We start from the raw sequence: 19903 nt of genomic DNA, 5'->3' as shown, positions 1-19903 counted from the left end.
TCTACATCTTTGTTTGTGCTTAGGCTTCTTCGATGCAGATGGCGATGTCGCTCACCTCGTAGATCCGCAGGCCATCCTTACTCAGGCTGGCATTGCCGGTGATCACCAGCTTGCCTGCGTCCTCTTTGACCGAGGTGATACTCACATCCATCGACATCTGTTTGTTCAGTGGGTTGATCTGACCGCGATACTTCCACTTGATGTTGGAGAGGATCTGGCCAAATTTCGGATTGGTGAACCCGGCGCCCAAGTCTTTGCTGATGGCATAAGTCTGCATGGTTTCTATGATGGCTTCAACGCCTAATGAGCCCGGCATCACAGGATCCTGATGGAAGTGGAACTGGAAGAACCAGTCGCTCGGATCTATGGTGCGCTCGGCGTAGAGGTAGCCCAGGCCGTGGGTGCCGCCGTTATCGACGATCTCGACGCTGTCGATAAAGTTCAGCTGACCGCCCGCCAGGCGGTAGTGGGGCTGGCCCGTCGGCGCGTTGAAATGGCGGCCGCCCTTGTCCAGTAGGTTGACCTTGATATCTGGTGCTATCCCCTTGGCCTGATGCCAAGGCTGAGTGACCTTACCATTGTCTAATCCCAGCTGGTCTTTGAGCGCCTCGGCCTTGAAGTAACCAAACACAGCTGTGCCACGATAGAAGGGCTCGCCATCTGTGTTCAGCTCGAAGCTGAAGCTCTGGATGATATTGGTGCCCGCCATCACGGTGGAGAGCAGGCGTGAGTCGTTGACTATGGTCTTGCCGCGCAGATCCACCTGACGCAGCAGTTCGCCGCTACCGTCTAAGTTGCGGAAGAAGAGCTCGAGACCAGGGAAGCCGAGGGTGGTGCCCATATAGCCCGAGATGAAGCCGTTTGGCTGCAGGGCAATCTCCATCATCACAGAGTAGGGCATCAGCGCCTGATGACTGTTGGCATCGAAATACCAGGCATCGCTTGGCACCTCATACTCGGCGATGCAGCTGGCGGGGCGCTTGAAGTCGCCGCGCTGGCCGTTAACCTCTATCACCCGGGTGGTGAGCTGCAGATCGCCGCAGGGGGTACGCGGCGGGATCATGCCGCGGTAGATGGCGAACTCTGGGCCGAAGCACTTTTCGATATCGCCGGTGGCGAATTCGAACAGGTGATAGGGGGTAAAAGGCACAGTATCTGGTACCCGGTTAGGGTAGTCCGGGGTCACAGGCGCCTCCACATGCGTTAGCGGAATTACCCCCTTGTTAGGCGCAGCGCTGAGATCGGGGATCTGAGCCATCAGCGGGGCATTAGTCATTAGCGGTGCATTGGCTGATGCACCTTGAGCGCTGGTCGCCTGTGCGCTGCTTGTGTCGCTGCTTTCAAGAGCAGGATAGCGGGTACACTCAGATTCCTCTTTGATCATCACCCCCAGATTGTGGAAGTCGACCACCACCTTGCCATTTAGCAAGATATCGATATTGGCCTTGGCGTAAGGGCGTGGGCTAAAGCCTATCTCGGTCACCTCCATGCGGTAGGTGAGACGGGCCGATTGCGGGATCACCTGGCCGCGACAACGCACCTTCTGCGAGGCATTTTCCAACGGCTGGAAACGACCGTTTTGGGTCTGGGTGTGCATGCCAAGGTGCAGCATGTAGAACTGCAGCAACTGGCCACAACCCTCGGCCATCAGCGAGCCGGCCATCACCTGATCGTCCTTGAAGTGGCAAGGGAAATACCAGTGGTTAGGCTCGAGCTGCTTATGGCCTTCTACCAGGCCAAGGCCCCAGGCGCCGCCGTTTCGTTCTACCTTGCTGACCTCTTCGATCATCAAGAACTTCTCCGACGCAAAGCAGAGAGAAGGCTGAGCAGAGCCTGTGTGTGAGGGACCGAAACAGCCTTGGATATCGGCCGACAGCAACTTGTGGATGTCACCATAGCTGAATTGGGTGCGCGGACAGTCCAGGAGTGGGTTAAAGGTCTGCTTAGCGGCGCGGCTGCGAGCCAGCAGTTCTTCCTCGGTGCGGATCACCCCTTTACCGTCAGCCAGCTCGGCGTCGGTGAAGAAACCGGCGCAGCCACCATCCATCTTGAGGATCATGGTATCGCCAACGAAACATTCGTAGGAGAAGAAGAACAGCAGGGTATCGCCATTTCGGGCGAAGTTGTTGATCTTAATCTCATACCTTAGGGTATCGCCACCGCGGGGCAGATCCCCTAAGAAGGTGAGGGTACAGTCAAGCAGGCGATAGACTCGCTCGCCCTTGTTCTCGAAGTCTATGCCCAGGTAGCTAATTAGCATGAGGTCGCACTGACCCGATTCGACCGCGACCGCCCAGGGGATCTGACCGTCCACCAGGTAGGGGGCGCCGACGGGAATGTCGTATTCCGTGGTCATGGTGCTGGGCTTATATTCGCCCAGTTTGGCGTCCAGCTTGGTGACCCGTGATACCAGCAGATAATCTGTGGTGGGCAGGCGCACCCGGCGCGAGTAGCCGTCGATCACGCTATAGTCGGGACCGAATACCTTGGCGATATCCCCCTCGGCGTATTCCACCAGGTCGTGATAGTCCCAGATGCAGGGCTTATGGGCCGGAACTGGCGCGCGGTATGGCGCGACCAGATCATGCCTTGGTCTGAGTGGCATCTGGGTGACGCTTGAGGCCGCAGCTGGCGCCGATGGGCTACCTATGGCTTGGGCCAGTTGCTGCTTAAGCAGCAGGTCGGCCACTTTCAGCCCTGATTCACGGCTCTTGAGGAAAGCGAGATGGGCCTGACGCGCCTTTTGTTGATTGTCATGAAAGGCGCTGAGATCTGGGTTGCTGATCGGTGAGCCTGGTAGCTGAGCTGAATGCTGGGTCATAGTGGGTAAGTTACCTGTTGCACCGCCTGTCATCGACGGCGTGGCAAACTGTGATGCTTGAGTCGTGTTCGAATTAACCTGGCCTAAATAGCTTATAAGCTTGGCCACTTTTTTCGGTTTAGTCTGAACTTGTCCATTGGTAGCGGCCAACTTGTCTTGCAGCGCTGACAGTTGCGTCAGCGGCTGAGTCAGTATGTGTTCTATGATGCCGCGTCCACCCAGGGTGACCCGCTTGATCAGGCTACGCCCCTCATGGGTGGTAAGATCCTGGTCTAGCCTTTGGGTCAGCGCGCTGCGCTGGGCGTGGGTTTGAGTAAGGTGCAGCAAGGCGCTCTGATCTTCGCTGAAGTTGGCGACCAGGGCGTTGCCCGCGCTTTCTTGTGTCATGCGCAGCAGTGTGGCGATAAGGCTGGTCATGCCGGCGGCGGCAAAGCTGTGGCCCAGTTGTTGGTTGCTCTGCACCAGACGAGCCTGCGCCGTAGGCAGCTGCGCTATCAGCTGTTGGGGCTGATGCTGGCTGCAAGGTGCCACATTCATCTCGACCATTGAGATCTGATCGGCATCAGTGCCATTGAGGGTCAATAGCTCATCGCATAGGCGCGCTAATTGATGCTGAGGACCAAAGTTGAGGCTCTCTATCTTGCCATAGGCGCTAGCGCCACGCTGGCTTTGGTGGGATGAGGTTTCCAGCACCAGGGCGCCGGCGCCTTCCGCCAGTCGCCAGCCGTTTGGATGGCTCTGACTGGCCACGGGGGCGATAGCATTTTTCAGCATCACCTGCTCCAGGCTGCCACAGAGATCGACCGCGGCGATCACCACGGCATCAAGCTGCTCCTGCACCATGATATTTTCCGCCACATCCAGGGCGCGGCCTACTGATTGCTCGCCGGCGGAGATGGTGAAGGCCGGACCGCTGAAGTCCCACAGGGAGGCGATACGCGAGGCCATGATGTTGCCGATAAAGCTGGTGTATTGGTTTAGCTTGGCGGCGTCGAGCACGCTGTCCATGGCCAGGGCCTCAAGCTCGCGATATTGGCTGTCGCTCAGGCTGGTGCCCATGGCATCCAGACTCTGTTTGAGCTGAGTGTGCAGGTTTACCCGGCCGCGGAACTGGTGCAGTTCCAGCTCTGTCTCCATGGCGACCAAGATGGCCACTTTTTGCCCTGGCTGTAACGCTGCGTCGCGTATGGCTTCGTCGGCGACTTTCATCAGCATCAGCTGTTGGCCGATAAGGCGATCGTCTTCATTGGGTGGCAATTTAAAGCGCAGGAAATCCAGCTCGAAGCTATCCACATAGGCGCCTTGGGGAGCCGAGTCCAGGCCAAATTGCGCTAGCAGTTCTGGGTGCTGATCTAACCCTTTCCAGCGCGCTGGTGGCAGGGGCACAAAGGCCTCTTGCTCATGGCGAATACAGGTGTCGAGGGCGTTAATGCTGCCAAGTGGACCGAGATGCGCCGCAATGCCACTGATCACAAATTGCGGCGTCGAGCCGTTGTGACAAGGTGGCGTTAACTGCGGCGATGTCGCTATGGTTGAAGGCTCGCACTCTGTGGGTGTATAGGATTCTAACAACAGATGGGCATTACAGCCGCCGAAGCCAAATACCGACACCCCGGCTAATCGCGCTGCGTTATCGACCTTAACCGGCCAAGGGGTCACTTGACTGGGCAGGGTATGAGCGCCAAATAGGCCGTTTGGCGATTCGATGGCCTCACTGAGATTGATGCTTGGGGGCAGCTGGCCCTGATTCATGGCAAAGATCATCTTCATGATCCCCGGCATGCCCGCGGCCGTAAGTAAATGCCCTAAGTTGGACTTGGCCGAACCTATCATGGGCGCGCTCGCACCTTCGAGCCGAGGGGCAAAAAATTGCTCCATAGAGGCTAGCTCTACCTTGTCACCCAGCGGGGTGCCCGTGGCGTGACACTCGATCACCTCTATCTGTTTAGGCTCGACGCCACTGTGGCGATAGGCACGCTCGAAGGCCTTGATCTGCCCCTTACTGTTGGGGCTGAGTACAAACTGTCCCTTGCCGTCGTTAGACAGGCCGATGCCGCTGACGATGGCGTAGATCTTATCATTATCACGCTCGGCGTCTTCGAGGCGTTTGAGTGCCAGTACCCCGGCGCCTTCTCCGGCAAACAGCCCCTTGGTATTGCGATCGAAGGGGGCCGAGAAGCCATGCTCTGGATAGGCATGGAAGATGGAGAAGCCCATGTTGATAAAGAAAGGGTCGGCGCCGGAGACGGCGCCCGCCAACATGAGATCGGCCTTGCCCGTGTTGAGATAGTCGCAGGCCAGTTTCAGCGAATAGACAGAGCTGGCGCAGGCGGCATCCAGGCTAAGTTGAACGCGCCCAAGGCCAAGGGCATCGGCCATTAGCTTAGAGGCGTTGTGGGCGATGGCACCATTGGCAACGTCTAAGGTGTTGGCTGCGGGGCGATGGGCGTTATAGTCGCTCAGGCTGAAATCTGGGCAGGCCAGCTTCTGCTTAAGGGCTTTTTCTACCGCCTTATGGTAGAGGGGCAGAAACAGCTCATTCGATTTTGCCGTAGGGAAAGAGAGGGTGCCCATGATGATGCCGCAGCGTGATAGCTGAGGAGAGTCCAGGGCAATGCCCGCATCGAGCAGGGCATTGCGACTGGTGTCCAGCGCCCACAGCAGGCTATCGTCCATCCCCTGCAGCTGCTCGGGCGGCAGTTTATAGCCATAGGGATTAAAGTGAAAATCTTCAATATACCCGCCCTTGTCGCAGTAGAAGCGATCGGCCTCGCCCTGCTCGCCACGATAGTCGGCTAAGTGGGCGCCGAGCTTGTCATCGCTGAGTTGGGTGCGAGAGTCGCGTTTGTCGAGCAGGTTTTGCCAAAACTGCTTAGGGGTCTTGGCGTCTGGGTAGAGGTTTGCCAGACCCACGATGGCAATCTTGCCATGACCTCGGGTCTTTGGGGGAACTTGTTTGGCAGAAGGCGCTTCATTTGAAGGCATTAGACTTCCTCTTGAAATAGGGTATTGGCGTGCGGTGGCTCACCTTGAGCGCTGCGCTGTTGCTGCTTAGCCAGTTCACGCTTGAGTCCCAGTTGCAGCACAGTGAGGCTGACGGGAACTCTGTGGCTGATCAGTGTGCCCAAGGCCTTGAGCAGGGTGATCACCTCGTTTGCGCCGCGGGCATTGACCGGCACGCTGACATGAGGTGTCTCGCTGACTTTTAGAATTTTATCTATCAGGGTGCAGTTTTGTCTGTCGGCACCGACCTCGACAAATAGCGCAGCCCCCTGATGGGTTGCGCTCTGGATGAGCGACTCAAAATCGAGGCGATGACAGAAGGTCTTGGCTATTGAGGTAGCGATCGCTTCGGCACTCAGGGCCTGGGTCTCGTTGACGGCGCCATCTTGGCCATCGATGAGACTGGCGGCGCTGATAAATTTGACCGGATGCTCGGCGGCCTCGGCCATGATCGCCTGATGATAGAAGGCCTGCACCTGCGACTGCAGGCTTAAGGCCGGTGGCGTATGCATGGCAGTCACGCGATTGGCGGCTATGCCACGTTTACCCAGTTCCTGTAACAGGGCCTGGCAACTGGCCTGACAGCCAGCGATCACGCAGGTATCCCCCTGGGTGATGGCAAGATAGGCTCTGGGGTAACGCTCCAGCAAAGGCTGAATATCATCGCCTTGGCATCGCACCAGAAAACTGTTCCATTCGAGAGGGTCCTTGTCTGACAGTTGCCAGTGACGACGAACCGCATTGAGCGGACCCGAGATCTCATCGGTAAACAGGGGATCGCTCAGGGTCTTATCGATCAAGCTATGGGGATCTTGCCACACATCCAGGCTGGCCCACATGGCGGCTTCACCCATGGAGTAACCCAGGGCAAAGTGCGGCTGCACTGCAAATTCATCCACCAAGAGCTTGGTCAGCAGGTAGCTGGCGCCCACACCGGCAATAGCCATCTTGCTTAGAGGCGTCTGCTGAGTGTCGGCCTTATCTTCTTGATAGATCATATCGGCCTGCAGCATCGCCTTGAGATCCCCTTGCTGCTGCAAGCGGCTAAACAACGCCGGAAAGTAGCTATGTAGCTCATGCAGCATATCAGGGTAGATGGTGCCAACGCCGGGATAAACGAAGGCCAGCTTGGCCTGACCCAGCGGCGCGGCGCTGAAATAGCTACCCGATGGCGTGCGGTATTCCCCTTTCTCCTTACAGACCTTGGCCAGAGCATGGCTCATGGCGGTGATCTCCTGCCCAAGCGCCTCGATACTTATGGCCTGTAGACAGATCACAAAACGTGTCGGGCCGCTGGTGACAAAGGCATCGAGATTTTGCTGCATCAGCTCAATGATCGCCATCTCTCGCGCTAAGGGCTCGGTCTGTGATAAGGCGAGCTTATCCAAGGCCGCCGCCAGGGCCCAGAGCCCTTGGTTGAGCGCGGCTTCACTGCTACCGGGTAGCAGAAAGAACAGCTGGCTGGCCGACAGTAGCGAACGCGCCTTGAGTCGGCCTGTGCCTTGTGTCAGCACCATGGCCAGATGAGTTTGCGCTTTCCCTTGCTGAGGCTGGGTATTCTCCAGGGTAAGCGTCGCCACTCGTCCCTGATAGGGCTCGGTAAACCAGTAGTGACGCCGAGTATCTGAACGCCTAATGGTTCGCTGTGCAATATCAGCGATCAGGCGACACAAGGCGTCGAAGCCCTTGTTCATATCATCGATATGCGCTCTGCATTGGACACTATCCGGTTGGCGTTTGGCCTGTGCCAGCGCGCCTTGCAGTGCACTGTTCTGGCTTTGACCATATTGCAGCGCCGCCAGATGGGCATGAGGGTGCAGCTTGTGCTGCGCCGCCTTGAGCGCTGGCATCAGCAGCATAGTTTGCTGGGCGCCTTGCAGGCAAACCAGATCGCCTTTGGCGACCCAGCTCATTGCCTGCTCTAGCGTCTGAGCCAGCTTATTCTCAGTAAGCTCAGCCTCGGTTAACTTAGGCTCAGTTTGGTTAACTTGCAGCTTTCGAACTGGCTGATTGGCTAAGGTATCGGGCAAGGCGGCATCTTTTGGCAACAGCAAGAGGGCTACCCGCAGCGGGGCAGCGCCTTCGCTGTTAGCGTTAGCATTGCTTACCTTTTGGCCAAACTCCTGGGTCACTGCGTCGCCTCCTCGTTGGCCGTTTCACCGCGCGCGCCGTGTGGCACGAAGGCGGCATTGAGGGTTGAGCTGATGGTGATCCTGGCCCCTTTCATCAGGGTGCTCAGGCGGCCATCTTGATGATAAAGCGCCACATCGGCCGTCAGGCTTCTGCGATTGCTCTTGACCACATTCAGCTCGATATAGCCGGTTTCGCCGCCGTGCATCGGCTGCACACTGATGAATTCATCGATGGCCGATGGCAAACTGGCCGCCCCATAGCTGAGCCTTGCCCAGACCAACATGGCTTGGAGCAAGAGATCCTCGGCAAAAGGCTGACAGCCTGCGCTGCTTAGGCTAGGTACAAACTCGCCGCAGTCGGCTTCGCGCACCTGGGGCAGGCTAACAGAGGCGATCAGCCCCTGCTCATCGAACCTCACAACCTTATCCAATCCCTGCAGTCTTGGCCCATGAAACAGGGTGCCGTCACTGTAGAGCGTGCTGGCATCGGTCACCGCCTCGCCACTGTACAGCTCCTCGAAGGCCTTGATTGGCGCCGAGCTGTCCTCGCTATCCATCAAACAAAGGCTCGCCTGGTACTGCGGCCGTCCCTCGCTGCTGATTGAGGCCTGAATGGCCGTCAGGCTATCGCCCTTATACTCAGGGGTTAGCGTAAGCACTAAGTTTTGCGGCGCTTCAGTATCGAAAATAATGCCTTTGAGCAGCTTATAGCTGAGCACCTTTACCGGGGCGCCAATGTGCGCCCGAGCGGCTTCACGCATCCATTGGATAGCGCAAACCGTCGGTAATACCGGGTTACCGCCGATCACATGGTCTGAGACAAAGGCCATGGTCGCGGGCGTTAACTGGCGCGTTAAGGTGACAGGCGGCAGCGGATGCTGTGCGACGTGCACCTCATCCGCATCAGGCTTTTTTACAGTGCTTGCCTCATCTGCTTTAGCTGTGTTGCCTTGCATATCACTACCTACCAGCAGCTGTACGCCGCTGTCGCCAAGCAGCTTGGTGGCAAACAGCTCGGCACCCGTCTGCAGTGGGATCACATAGACGCCGCGATCGACAAACATCTTCTTCAGCGCAGGATTGACCATGCCGCCATCCCAAGGACCCCAGTTAAAGCTCATCACCTTAGCCTGGCTCTTGTGGGTGAGTTGCAGTGCCGCCTTGTTGAGGATCTCGTTGGCCATGGCGTAGTCGCTCTGCCCCGTGTTGCCGTAGAAACCGGCCGCCGAAGAGAAGAGGGCAACCAGCTTGAGCTGGGCGGGATCGATCACGCTTAGCAGCGCCTTAAGCCCGGCCACCTTAGTGCCGTAGACTCGCGCAAGCTCATCTAAGGTTTTGTCTTGTATGTGTTTATCGGCCAGTACGCCCGCACCGTGGATGAGTCCTGTAATTGGCGTTAGCTGATTGATGGCGCCTAGGGCCTGCTCGATCGCCTCGGCCTTGCTGACATCCATCGCCAGATATTCCGCCGAGGCGCCCACCGCCTCGAAGGCGTTGAGGGCGGCCTGGATCTCAAGGCTACTCTTTACCGGCCAGATGAGGGCGTCGACCTGTTTAGGCGTCGGCTTGTCACCGCTGGCGAGTAGATGAGCGATAGCGGCCTGCTTAAGTTCGCCGATAGTCTTGCCCTGGGCCCATTCTGGCAGATCCTTCGTGCTAATATGTTCGCTGCGACCGGCCAGGATAAAGTGCGACTGACAACGCTTAGCCAGTGCCAGGGCACATTCGAAGGTTACCCCTTTTGCCCCCCCGGTCACCAGTATTTTATCTGAGCTATCCAGCTGGGATTCTGCGGTTTTTATCGCCGCTTCACCCGGCTGTAGCTTATGACGGCACAGTTTGCCGCCGGCATCGACACTGATACCGACCTCGTTGAGACCGCTGTCGCTGTCTATGAGCTCCGCGAGTAGGGTATCGCCCAGCTGCGCCGCGCTCATCTGTGGCGCTAAGTCCAACGCGCGGCAGAAGATGCCTGGCCACTCATGACTCAGAGTCTTGGTGAGACCCGAAAGCGCGGCCTGATTAAGTTCGCTCTTGGCCAGTTGCTTGGCATCCAGGTAGCCGAAGCCGCCGTCGATACGACTGACGGTGACAAAGCAGCGACGGCCCGTCTGCGCGCTTAATGGCGCCTGCAGATGCTTGGCCCAGAGGAACGCCGAACTCAGGTGGTTAAAGCCAGCGTCGGTCAGTTGTAGCCCTGAGACAGCGTTGGCCTCCTGCTGAGGCTGTAGGTGTACAAAACCTGCAATGTTACCGTGGTCTGCGCTAATTCCTGCTATCGCCTGCACCACATCTTGCTCAGCCAGTCCTTCTGGCTGCCAGCTGGCGATGGCGCTGCTCAGCGGTGACTGAGGCTGACCTTCTGGCAGGCGCACAACCACGACCTTGAGCCCCTTGTTGCTGAGTTTCTCGGCCAGTACCCCGGCATTGTGACCATCATCTTGGATCACCAGGGTTGCATTGGCGGCGAAACCCTCGGCATCAGGCTTCGCCGCTTCAAGCTTTTTTAGCGCGACCTCGCTGTGAGGTGGCAACTCGACCAGCGGTTCGGCGGAGATGGCTTGCACCTGGGCATCCGAGGCGCTCTCCTCTTGGCTGCTTGTCGTTTCTGCCAAAGTGCCTGCGGCGGCTTGTTGAACATGAGCGCCTGCGGCGGGCAGCTTGCTGTTCATATACGCCACGATCTCACCCAGGGTGCGGCACTCAGCCAGATCTTCTGGGTTGAGATCCGGTAGTCCCGGCAGCTCGTCCTGCACCGTGCCTAAGATCTCTACGCGCTTGATCGAATCGATGCCGAGATCGGCCTCCATGTCCATCTCTAGGGCGAGCATCTCGGTGGGGTAGCCCGTCTTGTCGGCCACCACGCTCAGCATGGTCTGCTGTACTAAATCAGATGACAAGCCTGCGGCGGCTTGTTGAATTGCGCCTGCGGCGATTTCTGTAATGTGAGCGCCTGCTGCGGGCAGCTTGCTATTCATATAGCTAACAATTTCACCCAGGGTGCGGCACTCGGCCAGATCTTCCGGGCTGAGTTCCGGCAGTCCTGGCAGCTCATCCTGTACTGTGCCTAAGATCTCCACACGCTTGATGGAATCGATGCCAAGATCGGCCTCCATATCCATCTCAAGCGACAGCATTTCGGCGGGATAGCCTGTCTTGTCGGCTACCACGCTCAGCATGGTCTGCTGCACCTGTGTTGATGACAAGCCAGCGCCCGCTTGAGTTTGTGCTGTCGGCTGTTGGTTGGTCATAGCGCCTGCGGCTGGCAGCTTGCTATTCATATAGCTAACTATCTCACCCAGGGTGCGGCACTCGGCCAGATCTTCCGGGCTGAGATCAGGCAATCCTGGCAGCTCGTCTTGAACTGTGCCTAAGATCTCCACACGCTTGATGGAATCGATGCCGAGATCGGCCTCCATGTCCATCTCGAGGGCGAGCATCTCAGTTGGGTAGCCTGTCTTGTCGGCCACAACTGTGAGCATGGTTTCTTGGACTTGTGTCGATGACAAGCCTGCGGCGACTTGTTGAATTGCGCCTGCGGCGGTTTCTGAAATGTGAGTGCCTGCGGCCGGCAGCTTGCTTTCCATATACGCCACGATCTCACCCAGGGTGCGGCACTCTGCCAGATCTTCCGGGCTCAGCTCAGGTAGAGCCGGTAGCTCATCCTGAACCGTGCCTAAGATCTCCACGCGTTTGATGGAATCGATACCTAGGTCGGCTTCCATATCCATCTCAAGGGCCAACATCTCGGTAGGGTAACCTGTCTTATCGGCCACTACGGTGAGCATGGTCTTTTTGACTTGTGTCGAAGATAAACCGCTAGTAGCTGTGTTTTGAACCTCTGTTGTAGCAACAGTGCCCGCGGCGGCTTGTTGAATTGCGCCTGCGGCCGGCAGCTTGCTTTCCATATAGGCCACGATCTCACCCAGGGTGCGACACTCGGCCAGATCTTCTGGGCTGAGCTCGGGCAGAGCCGGTAGCTCATCCTGTACTGTGCCTAAGATCTCTACGCGCTTGATGGAATCGATGCCAAGATCGGCCTCCATATCCATCTCAAGCGACAGCATCTCTGTGGGATAACCTGTCTTGTCGGCGACCACCTCAAGCATTGTCTTCTGAATCTCGTCTGCACTCGATTTTGCTGCAGTGCTTGGGGTCGCAGGCACAGGCGCCTGAACCTCTGCGGTATGAACTGGTGCTGCTACGATAGGAGTCTGAGGCGCCTGTTGCACTTGCTGCATCACTGGTGCCTGCGTCACTACAGGAGCGCTCTGGACGGCGGGCGTCTCTGCAGGCAGAGATTGAGGCTGAATAACAGGCGTTGCTAGCGGCGCGGCTTGCACTCTAGGCGTTAGCGGTTGACCGCCTTGTCCCATCAGTTGCAGGGCGCTTTGATTGCTCTGAGCCTGCATCTCGAGGAATTGAGTATGGCTCTGAAGCGTCTGCGCTTGGTGTTGGTGGAACTGCTCCATGGCGCGCTGCAGACTTTCAGGGATCGCCACACCGGCGGCGGCCATCTGTGCTTGCGCCGTCATCAGCTGAGTGAAGGTGTCACCATATTGCTGAGGAATGGTGAGGAACTGCTGATGCAGTTGGGCCGTTTGTTGCTGCGCCGCGAAGAATTGGCTCAGGGCATCGCCATTGCCAGCTTGTAGCTGACTGCTTGCTTGGGTGTGGCTCTCGATGGCTGTTTGAGCCGGAGAAACCTGCTGTGCTGGGACTGATTTTTCCACTATCTTCTCTACTTCTACAAATTTTTCGACAACTTTTTCGACTTCGACCAGTTTTTCAACTTCCACTATCTTCTCTTGCACTCGGTTCTGTGGCGTGATGGTACCCGTGTTAAGGGATTTTTCCATCTTCGCCAGGGTCGCCGGGCTGATGTAGTTGGTCGCGTTGAGCGTGATATTCATGGGAGAGATAGGCTCGGCCTGTGCCGGTTCGGCCTGGTACGGGTCTATCTCATCCAGTGCGATGCCGCAGACGGCAAGCTGCATGGCTCCCTGGCGAAGTTGTAGGTCGCTATCGCCCTTAGGGTTCGGGTTGAGGCTGATGGTACACAGGGTATCTAGCTTGTCGCTAAGGGTGTTCTCCACCAGTTTCTGTAGAATATTCTTCGGGCCGAACTCGACGAAGACGCGCGCACCATCGGCGTACATGGCCTCTAACTGCTCGCTAAAGCGAACCGATTGCAGCATATGCTGCTTAAACTCGCTCTTGATGGTCTTGGCGACATTGGCGTAGCGAGCGCCGCTGGCGTTGGCGTAAACAGGCAGCGCCGGTTTGGCAAACTTCACCTTGTCGATCGCCTCGGCAAACGGTGCCTGGGCGTGGCCCACCAATGGCGTATGGAAGGCGCCGGATACCGGCAGGGCAATCGCCTTGAAGCCGAGCTCGCTTAGGGCCTTGGCCGCCTGGGTTGTGGCATCTGTCGGCCCGGCGATCACCAGCTGGGTCGGCGCGTTGTAGTTGGCGACCTTGACGCCGTCGAAGGTTTCAAGGGTGGCCTCGAGGCGGGTGATATCCTCACTCGCCTTAGTGATGATGGCGTACATGGTACCGCGATCGGCACTCTCGACACTTGGGCTGGCCATGGCATCGCCACGGGCGAATGTCAGCTGGTAATAGTCTTCCAGGCTGATCACGCCGCCGGCGCAGAGGGCGCTGAGTTCACCAAAGCTGTGGCCTGCCACCATGTCGGGCGTGAAGCCGGCTTGCTTGAGCAGGGTGTATTGCCCCATGGAGATGGCACCGATGGCGCTCTGTGCATTAGCGGTATTGGTCAGTAGTGCCTCTTGTGCCTTGCGCTCCTCAGTCGTGAAGACTGGCACCGGGTACACCAGTTGTGACAGCGGCGTCTTATCCTGGCTGGCAAACACCTTGTCGGCTATTACAAATTGCTCGCGCATCTCAGGGAAGTGGCAGGCAAGCTCAAGACCCATATTGAGGTATTGGGCGCCTTGTCCGGCAAACAGCGCGGCCACTTTAGGGTTAGCCAGACTGCTGCTGCGATAGTGCAGGCCGCCAGGTAGCGACCAGTATGCCTCATCGCACGATTCCAGGCGGCTTAGCGCCTGATTAAGCTGGGTCTTGAGGCTGTCTGTGTCGCTAACCACCAGGCCAAGACGTGGGGCATTGGGCTCTAATACGCGCAGCGGATGTTGAGCGGCCAGGGCGTCGAGGGATTGTTTATCTGCGTCTGCAACGAGCTGCCTGATGGTGGCGATAAGCCCCGTCTTGTCGGCGCCGCTGATCAGCAAGCTCTGAGGCATGGCGCGCTGACGGAATTGGGTCAGCTTGCCCAGATCTCGGCTATGTTCGCGCTGGTACTCTTCGAGCACAAAGTGGAAGTTAGTGCCGCCAAAGCCGAAGGAGCTGATACCGGCGCGGCGCGGGGTGCCGTCGGGGCGTGGCAGCCAGGGGCGCGTCTCGGTATTGAGATAGAAGGGCGAGTTGGCGATATCCAGCTTAGGATTGGGCTGGTCCACATTGATGGTCGGCGGTAGCACCTTGTGGTGCAGCGCCAGCGCCGCCTTGATAAGCCCGGCAGTGCCAGCGGTTGACTTGGTATGGCCGATTTGCGACTTCACCGAGCCCAGGGCGATATGCTGGGTTGCCTCGCAGCCTTCACTGAAGACAGACTTGAGGCCGTTAAACTCGGCCACGTCACCGGCGGCTGTGCCCGTGCCGTGGGCTTCCATCAGCCCTAAGGTATGTGGCGGGAATCCGGCATCGTCGTAGGCGCGCTTGAGCGCCTTGGCCTGGCCTTCGGGGCGCGGCGCGTAGATAGACTTGAACTTACCGTCCGATGAGGCGCCTACGCCCTTGATCACCGCATAGATGCGATCGCCATCGCGCTCGGCATCTTCCAAACGCTTCAGGGCCACCATGCCTATGCCTTCGCCTATCATCATCCCCTTGGAGTCGATGTCGAAGGGCTGCACCGTCTCGTTGGTGGTGAAGGCTGGCGTCTTGGAGAAGCTCATGTACATGGAGGGGGAGTTGTCGGTACAGACACCGCCGGTGATCATCATCTCGGCGCGGCCGTCCACCAGTTCACTCAGGGCCATGCGCATGGCTGCCAGCGAGCCGGCGCAGGCGGCGTCGACGACGCAGTTCATGCCGCCTAAGTCGAAACGGTTGGCGATACGCCCGGCGATCACATTGCCCAGGGAGCCGGGGAAGGAGTTTTCTTCCCAGTGGACATATTGATCCTGAAATTTCTTGATCAGCATCTCGCTGTCGGCGTCGCTAATGCCGCTGTGCTTGAACACCTTCTTGAGCACTGGATATTGCAGCCTGGCGTTGAGGCTGTGGCTGATCTTCTGACCGCCGCCCACACCTAGGGTAATGCCTATCTTGTTTCTGTCGTAGTCGCTCGGAAGCTTGGCATCGGCGAGCACCTCTTTTGCGACGATGAGTGACAACAGCTGTGAGGTGTCGGTCAGCTCTAGGATGTTGGGCGGCAGGCCAAACTCCATCGGGTTGAAGTTGACCTCGGGCATGAAACCGCCGCGTTTGCAGTAGCTCTTGTCCGGCGCGCTCTTGTTGTTGTCGTAGTAATCATCGACCTGCCAATGGGTGTCTGGCACCTCGGTAATGGCGTCAATCTTGTCGCAGATCAGATCCCAAAATTTGTTGAGATAACGTGAGTTGGCAAAGATGCTCGCCATGCCAACGATGGCAATGGGCATATCTTTTAGACGCTTGTTGAGGCGCTGATCGCTTGACGTCTTTGATGTTTCGGTCTGGCTCATTATGAGTCTCCGCTTGCTACCTGATGCTCAGGTGTCTGTATGTCAGCGCCGGGTGTTAGCTGTGCCATGGTGGCACCTGGGAAGCGCTGTAAGAAAGTGTGATAGTTGCGTACCAAAAGCTTACGCAGATGAAACGGCCCTTGGCGAAGCAGGTGGGTGATGTATCGCTTGGTGGCCTGGGTGTTACCGTCTTGATAGATATCTAAGTAGATCCAGTCGCTGTGGGGATCTATGCCCAAAAGTACCGAGCTTGGCTTGGCGTCCGCCAGTTGTGGCGGCAGGGTGAGCGAGGCCACCTGCAGCACTGTGTCGCCGTCGGCCTGTGGCAGTGCCAGGGTATGGGCCAGGGTCTCTGGGTTTAAGGTATAAGTGACTATGTCGCTGCCCTGGGCGATGGGCAGCTGATTGAAGTAATGATCCGGCACCTCGGGACGCTCGATGTTGTGGATGCGCGATACCCCGTAGCGCTTGAGGCAGCGGGCGAGGCCGGAGCGGGACACATTGGGATTGATAAACTCCTGAGTCACCTTGAGCAGCCTGTCCAGCGGCATCTTCAGCTGGTAGCGCAGCCCCACGACCACATACTCCTGCATAGGCGTTAGTGTGGTGTTGAGGTGGTGAGGGGTGTTAGGCGTGTCGTTGATGGAGTCACGTCGACGCCATTTACGCACCGTGGCTTCGCTGATGTTGAGCACCTTTGCCAGCTGGCTCACAGGTAGATCTGAGTCCTGAATAAACTGACGCATCTCAGGGGTGGTGGTGGCATTCTTGTGCCTATATTCACTGGCGCTGAGTTTTCGCGCCGCGGTTTGCGAGTCCCGGCGCTGCGTCTTGTGGTTAGGCTTCTCGAGCATACTGGTTAGGGCGTTCCATCAATAATCTATTGGGACAAGCGCTGTCGCGGTTTGCTGCTAGCCTGCATAATCCCGCGTTGTCCGTCTGAACTGACGTTAATAGAGCAGCAGACTACAGTAGCTTGAGGGCCAATACAATCACCTGGGACTTAAAAGTCTTCGACACCGACTATTTTAGCTTACATATGTTCGCTGTTTGTGATTTATGTTGGCGTAGAACTGGCGCTTTATATTGCTAACCGGCCGTGATGGCGTAGCGAGTGGTACCGTCATTCATGCTTTAGTTTCGATTTGCTTGTGAGTGTCAGCATTTCGACTGAATTTGTCGTTGGGTAACGAAGTAAATGAGTCACTTAACCCACCCTGTAGCCTGATAGTAACCTGCTTGTTAGTTGCGTGACGCAGGTTAAATACTTGGGCCTATTACTCTGATCTTTGAGTCTAATTGGGATCTTAATCCGTCATTGTATTAATAGGGGCTTGGGTTGCAAAAAAGTTGCAAGCGTGTAACTTGCTGTAACTGTACGTGATGACCTTAAGTCGTTGCTTGATGAACATTGACATGCACAACTGATGACAATGGATGACTAAGCATTTTATGAAGGAGTAAGTAATGTTCAATGATAGGGCTGTGGCCTCAATGAAAACGGGCTTGTTGGCAATCTGTGTCGTTGCCATTAGTGCTTGTAGTGCTAATAAAACAGAGAACATGACAGAAGAACAGTTGGCGTTGAAGGCGAAGAACGAGCAACGCATGGAAGAACTGGGCTACAAGTGTCGCCGTGAGAAGGTGGTTGGATCCAGTATCCCGAAGAAGATCTGTGATACCAGAGAGCAGCGCGAGGCGCGGGCCAATAAAGACAGAGAGATTATCAGTGATATGATCCGTACAACGCCTGCCGAAAACTTCTAATCAGTTCAAGGAAGAGGCTCGCTGTCTGTGGGCTTCTCCTTCTTCCCTTCAGTTTTGTTGATCTCCTTATCATAGAAAGCGCATGAAATTGCGATCTCGCTCAAGATTCCTGCAATTTATCGAGGCTATACTCATTTTTAAAACAGGTTCGTATGGGCCAGATAAGAGCAACAATGGGATTCGGCTTATGCGATTCGCTTAACTTAGCGTTAATCAAAGGAGGCCGATATGGCTGAGTTTACCACGGAGCAGATCCGGAATCTGGCGGTGCTCGGACACACAGGGGCGGGTAAATCCACTCTGCTCGAGGCATTGCTGTTCCAGGGCGAGGCGATCGCCCAAAAAGGCAGGGTGGACAAGGGCACAAATCATGCTGATTTCACTGCCCAGGAAAAAGACCACAGACACAGCTTAGAACCTTCCTTCCTCAATCTCGATTTCGACAATCATCACATCAATTTCATCGACACCCCGGGCCTGCCCGATTTCTTCGGCCGTGCCTTGTTGCCACTTAGCGGCGTGGAGTCTGTGCTCTTGGTGATCAACGCCGCCACCGGCATAGAGACCATCACCCAGCGCGCCTTCGAGGCCGCCAGGGCACAGGGTAAAGTGGTGCTCATCGCGATTAACCACATCGACGGCAATGGCGCCAATCTGGCGGGGTTGCTCGATGAGATCCAAACCAAGTTTGGCCATCGCTGTCTGCCGGTGAATCTGCCTAACGCCGCCCTGGATGATGTGATCGACTGTTATCTGCATCCGCAGCCTGAGTTGCAGGGCGAGGCCCTGTTCCACGATGTAGCCAGCGCCCGCGATGAGCTGGTGGATACTGTGCTGGAGGAAGACGATGAGCTTATGGCGCTGTATCTGGAGCAGGGGGAAAACCTTACGCCCGAGCAGCTGCATGCCCCGCTGGAAACTGCGCTGCGCATGGGCCATTTGGTGCCTGTCTGTTTCACCAGCGCCGAGCAGCAGGTCGGCATAGGCGCGCTGTTAGAGCTCATCATCAAGCTGAGCCCCAACCCATTAGAGGCCAATCCGCCCCAGTTCATCAAGGGGCAAGGGGAATCGGCCCTGCCGGTGGATGTGACCCAGTCCAGCGAAGATCACGCCCTGGCCTATGTTTTTCGAGTGGCTATCGACCCCTTCTTCGGTCGCATGGGAGTGTTTAGGGTCTATCAGGGCACCATCTCTCTGGGGATGAAGCTGTTTATCGGCGATGGTCGTAAACCCATCAAGGTGGGCAACCTGTTTAAGCTACAGGGGGACAAGCAGATCAGCGTGACCTCTGCGGTGCCAGGCGATATCTGCGCTATTTCTAAGGTGGATGAGCTGACCGTGGGCGCCGTGCTGCACGACAGTCACGACGAAGATGAGTTCCACCTCCCTGAACTAGTGCTGCCACAACCTATCTTCGGTCTGGCGGTGTCGGCCAAGCGCCGTGGCGATGAGCAGAAGATCGCCGAGGTGCTCAACAAGTTGGTGGTGGAAGATCCTAGCCTGCATATCGCCAAGAATGAGGCCGAGGGGCAGACGATTCTACAGGGCCAGGGGGACTTGCACCTGCAGATCGCGCTGGAGAAGGCCCATGACCTGTTCAACGTGGATATGGAAACCGATGTGCCCGCGGTGGCATATCGCGAAACCATCACCCGAAGCGCCACGGCGCGTTACCGTCACAAGAAACAGTCTGGCGGTGCCGGTCAGTTTGGTGAGGTGGAGCTCACCGTCGAGCCGCTGCCAAGAGGCGCAGGGTTTGAGTTTGTCAGTAAGGTGGTGGGTGGCTCGGTGCCGAGCCAATACATTCCTGCGGTCGAGAAAGGGGTGAAGGAGGCTATGAACGGCGGCGCCGTGGCGGGCTTCCCTATGCAGGATGTACGCGTCTCCTTGCTGGACGGTAAGCACCATAGCGTCGACTCGAAGGAGATCGCCTTCGTGATGGCGGGTAAGAAGGCCTTCCTCGATGCCGTGCAGGAAGCCAACCCTGTGATCCTGGAGCCGATCGTCGAGATGCAGGTGCAGGTGGCCCAGGAGCATGTGGGTGACATTACCGGGGATATCAGCGCCAATCGCGGCATCATCTGCGGCACTCAGGCTCAAGGCAATGGCAAGGTGGAAGTAGAGGTCGAGGCGCCGCTGGCGACCGTCGACGATTACTCGACCCGGCTGAAATCCTTGACCGGCGGCGATGGTCAGTTTGCCATGACCTTTAGCCGCTATGATGTGGTGCCGGATCATGTGCAGAAGGCATTGGTCTCGGCGGCAAAGGCCCACTAAAACTCGATCAGGCATTAGCGTCATTCGCTGCTCTCGAAACATGAGTCATTGAAAATGAGCCTCGATGATTGAGTCAAGAAAATGAGTCGCAAAAAGGAGAACTAAGTTCTCCTTTTTTCTTGTGCCAGCGCTGAGTTGCATTAGCT

General features: G+C 57.1%; 6 protein-coding genes. 2 read left to right on the top strand and 4 right to left on the bottom strand.

Going from position 1 to position 19903, the window contains the following annotated elements:
• Window positions 1–19: 19 nt before the first annotated feature.
• The 4 genes from K0J45_RS13710 to K0J45_RS13695 are packed head-to-tail and all read right to left on the bottom strand — an operon-like array spanning window position 20 to window position 16567.
• Window positions 20–5806 carry a hotdog fold thioesterase gene (locus K0J45_RS13710; protein ID WP_220042962.1) on the bottom strand — a complete coding sequence of 1929 codons (5787 nt, stop codon included), beginning with the start codon at window positions 5804–5806 and terminating at the stop codon, window positions 20–22.
• Window positions 5806–7956 (bottom strand): PfaB family protein, encoded by a 2151-nt coding sequence (locus K0J45_RS13705; RefSeq protein ID WP_220042961.1) that lies wholly within the window; start codon window positions 7954–7956, stop codon window positions 5806–5808. Before K0J45_RS13705 ends, K0J45_RS13710 begins: the two co-directional genes overlap by 1 nt.
• Window positions 7953–15713 (bottom strand): type I polyketide synthase, encoded by a 7761-nt coding sequence (locus tag K0J45_RS13700; protein WP_220042960.1) that lies wholly within the window; start codon window positions 15711–15713, stop codon window positions 7953–7955. Before K0J45_RS13700 ends, K0J45_RS13705 begins: the two co-directional genes overlap by 4 nt.
• Complete coding sequence (locus K0J45_RS13695) at window positions 15713–16567, bottom strand: helix-turn-helix domain-containing protein (RefSeq protein WP_220042959.1); 855 nt, start codon at window positions 16565–16567, stop codon at window positions 15713–15715. Before K0J45_RS13695 ends, K0J45_RS13700 begins: the two co-directional genes overlap by 1 nt.
• Window positions 16568–17276: 709 nt before the next feature.
• Between K0J45_RS13695 and K0J45_RS13690 the strand changes: the two genes are divergently transcribed.
• Both K0J45_RS13690 and fusA read left to right on the top strand, forming a co-directional pair.
• Window positions 17277–17480, top strand: coding sequence for a hypothetical protein (locus tag K0J45_RS13690; RefSeq protein ID WP_220042958.1), 204 nt, complete (start codon window positions 17277–17279; stop codon window positions 17478–17480).
• A 228-nt stretch (window positions 17481–17708) separates the two neighbouring features.
• Window positions 17709–19757, top strand: a complete 2049-nt coding sequence (gene fusA / locus K0J45_RS13685) for an elongation factor G (RefSeq protein ID WP_220042957.1) — start codon at window positions 17709–17711, stop codon at window positions 19755–19757.
• Window positions 19758–19903 lie beyond the last annotated feature (146 nt).

Source organism: Shewanella alkalitolerans (genome assembly GCF_019457575.1).
GTDB lineage: Bacteria > Pseudomonadota > Gammaproteobacteria > Enterobacterales > Shewanellaceae > Shewanella > Shewanella loihica.
This window is presented reverse-complemented; position numbering and strand designations above follow the sequence as displayed.

Bases quoted from the DNA above. Each gene is read 5' to 3' on its own strand.
- K0J45_RS13710 (WP_220042962.1), bottom strand. From the start codon at position 5,806: ATGCCTTCAAATGAAGCGCCTTCTGCCAAACAAGTTCCCCCAAAGACC.
- K0J45_RS13700 (WP_220042960.1), bottom strand. From the start codon at position 15,713: ATGAGCCAGACCGAAACATCAAAGACGTCAAGCGATCAGCGCCTCAAC.
- K0J45_RS13695 (WP_220042959.1), bottom strand. From the start codon at position 16,567: ATGCTCGAGAAGCCTAACCACAAGACGCAGCGCCGGGACTCGCAAACC.
- K0J45_RS13690 (WP_220042958.1), top strand. From the start codon at position 17,277: ATGACAGAAGAACAGTTGGCGTTGAAGGCGAAGAACGAGCAACGCATG.
- fusA (WP_220042957.1), top strand. From the start codon at position 17,709: ATGGCTGAGTTTACCACGGAGCAGATCCGGAATCTGGCGGTGCTCGGA.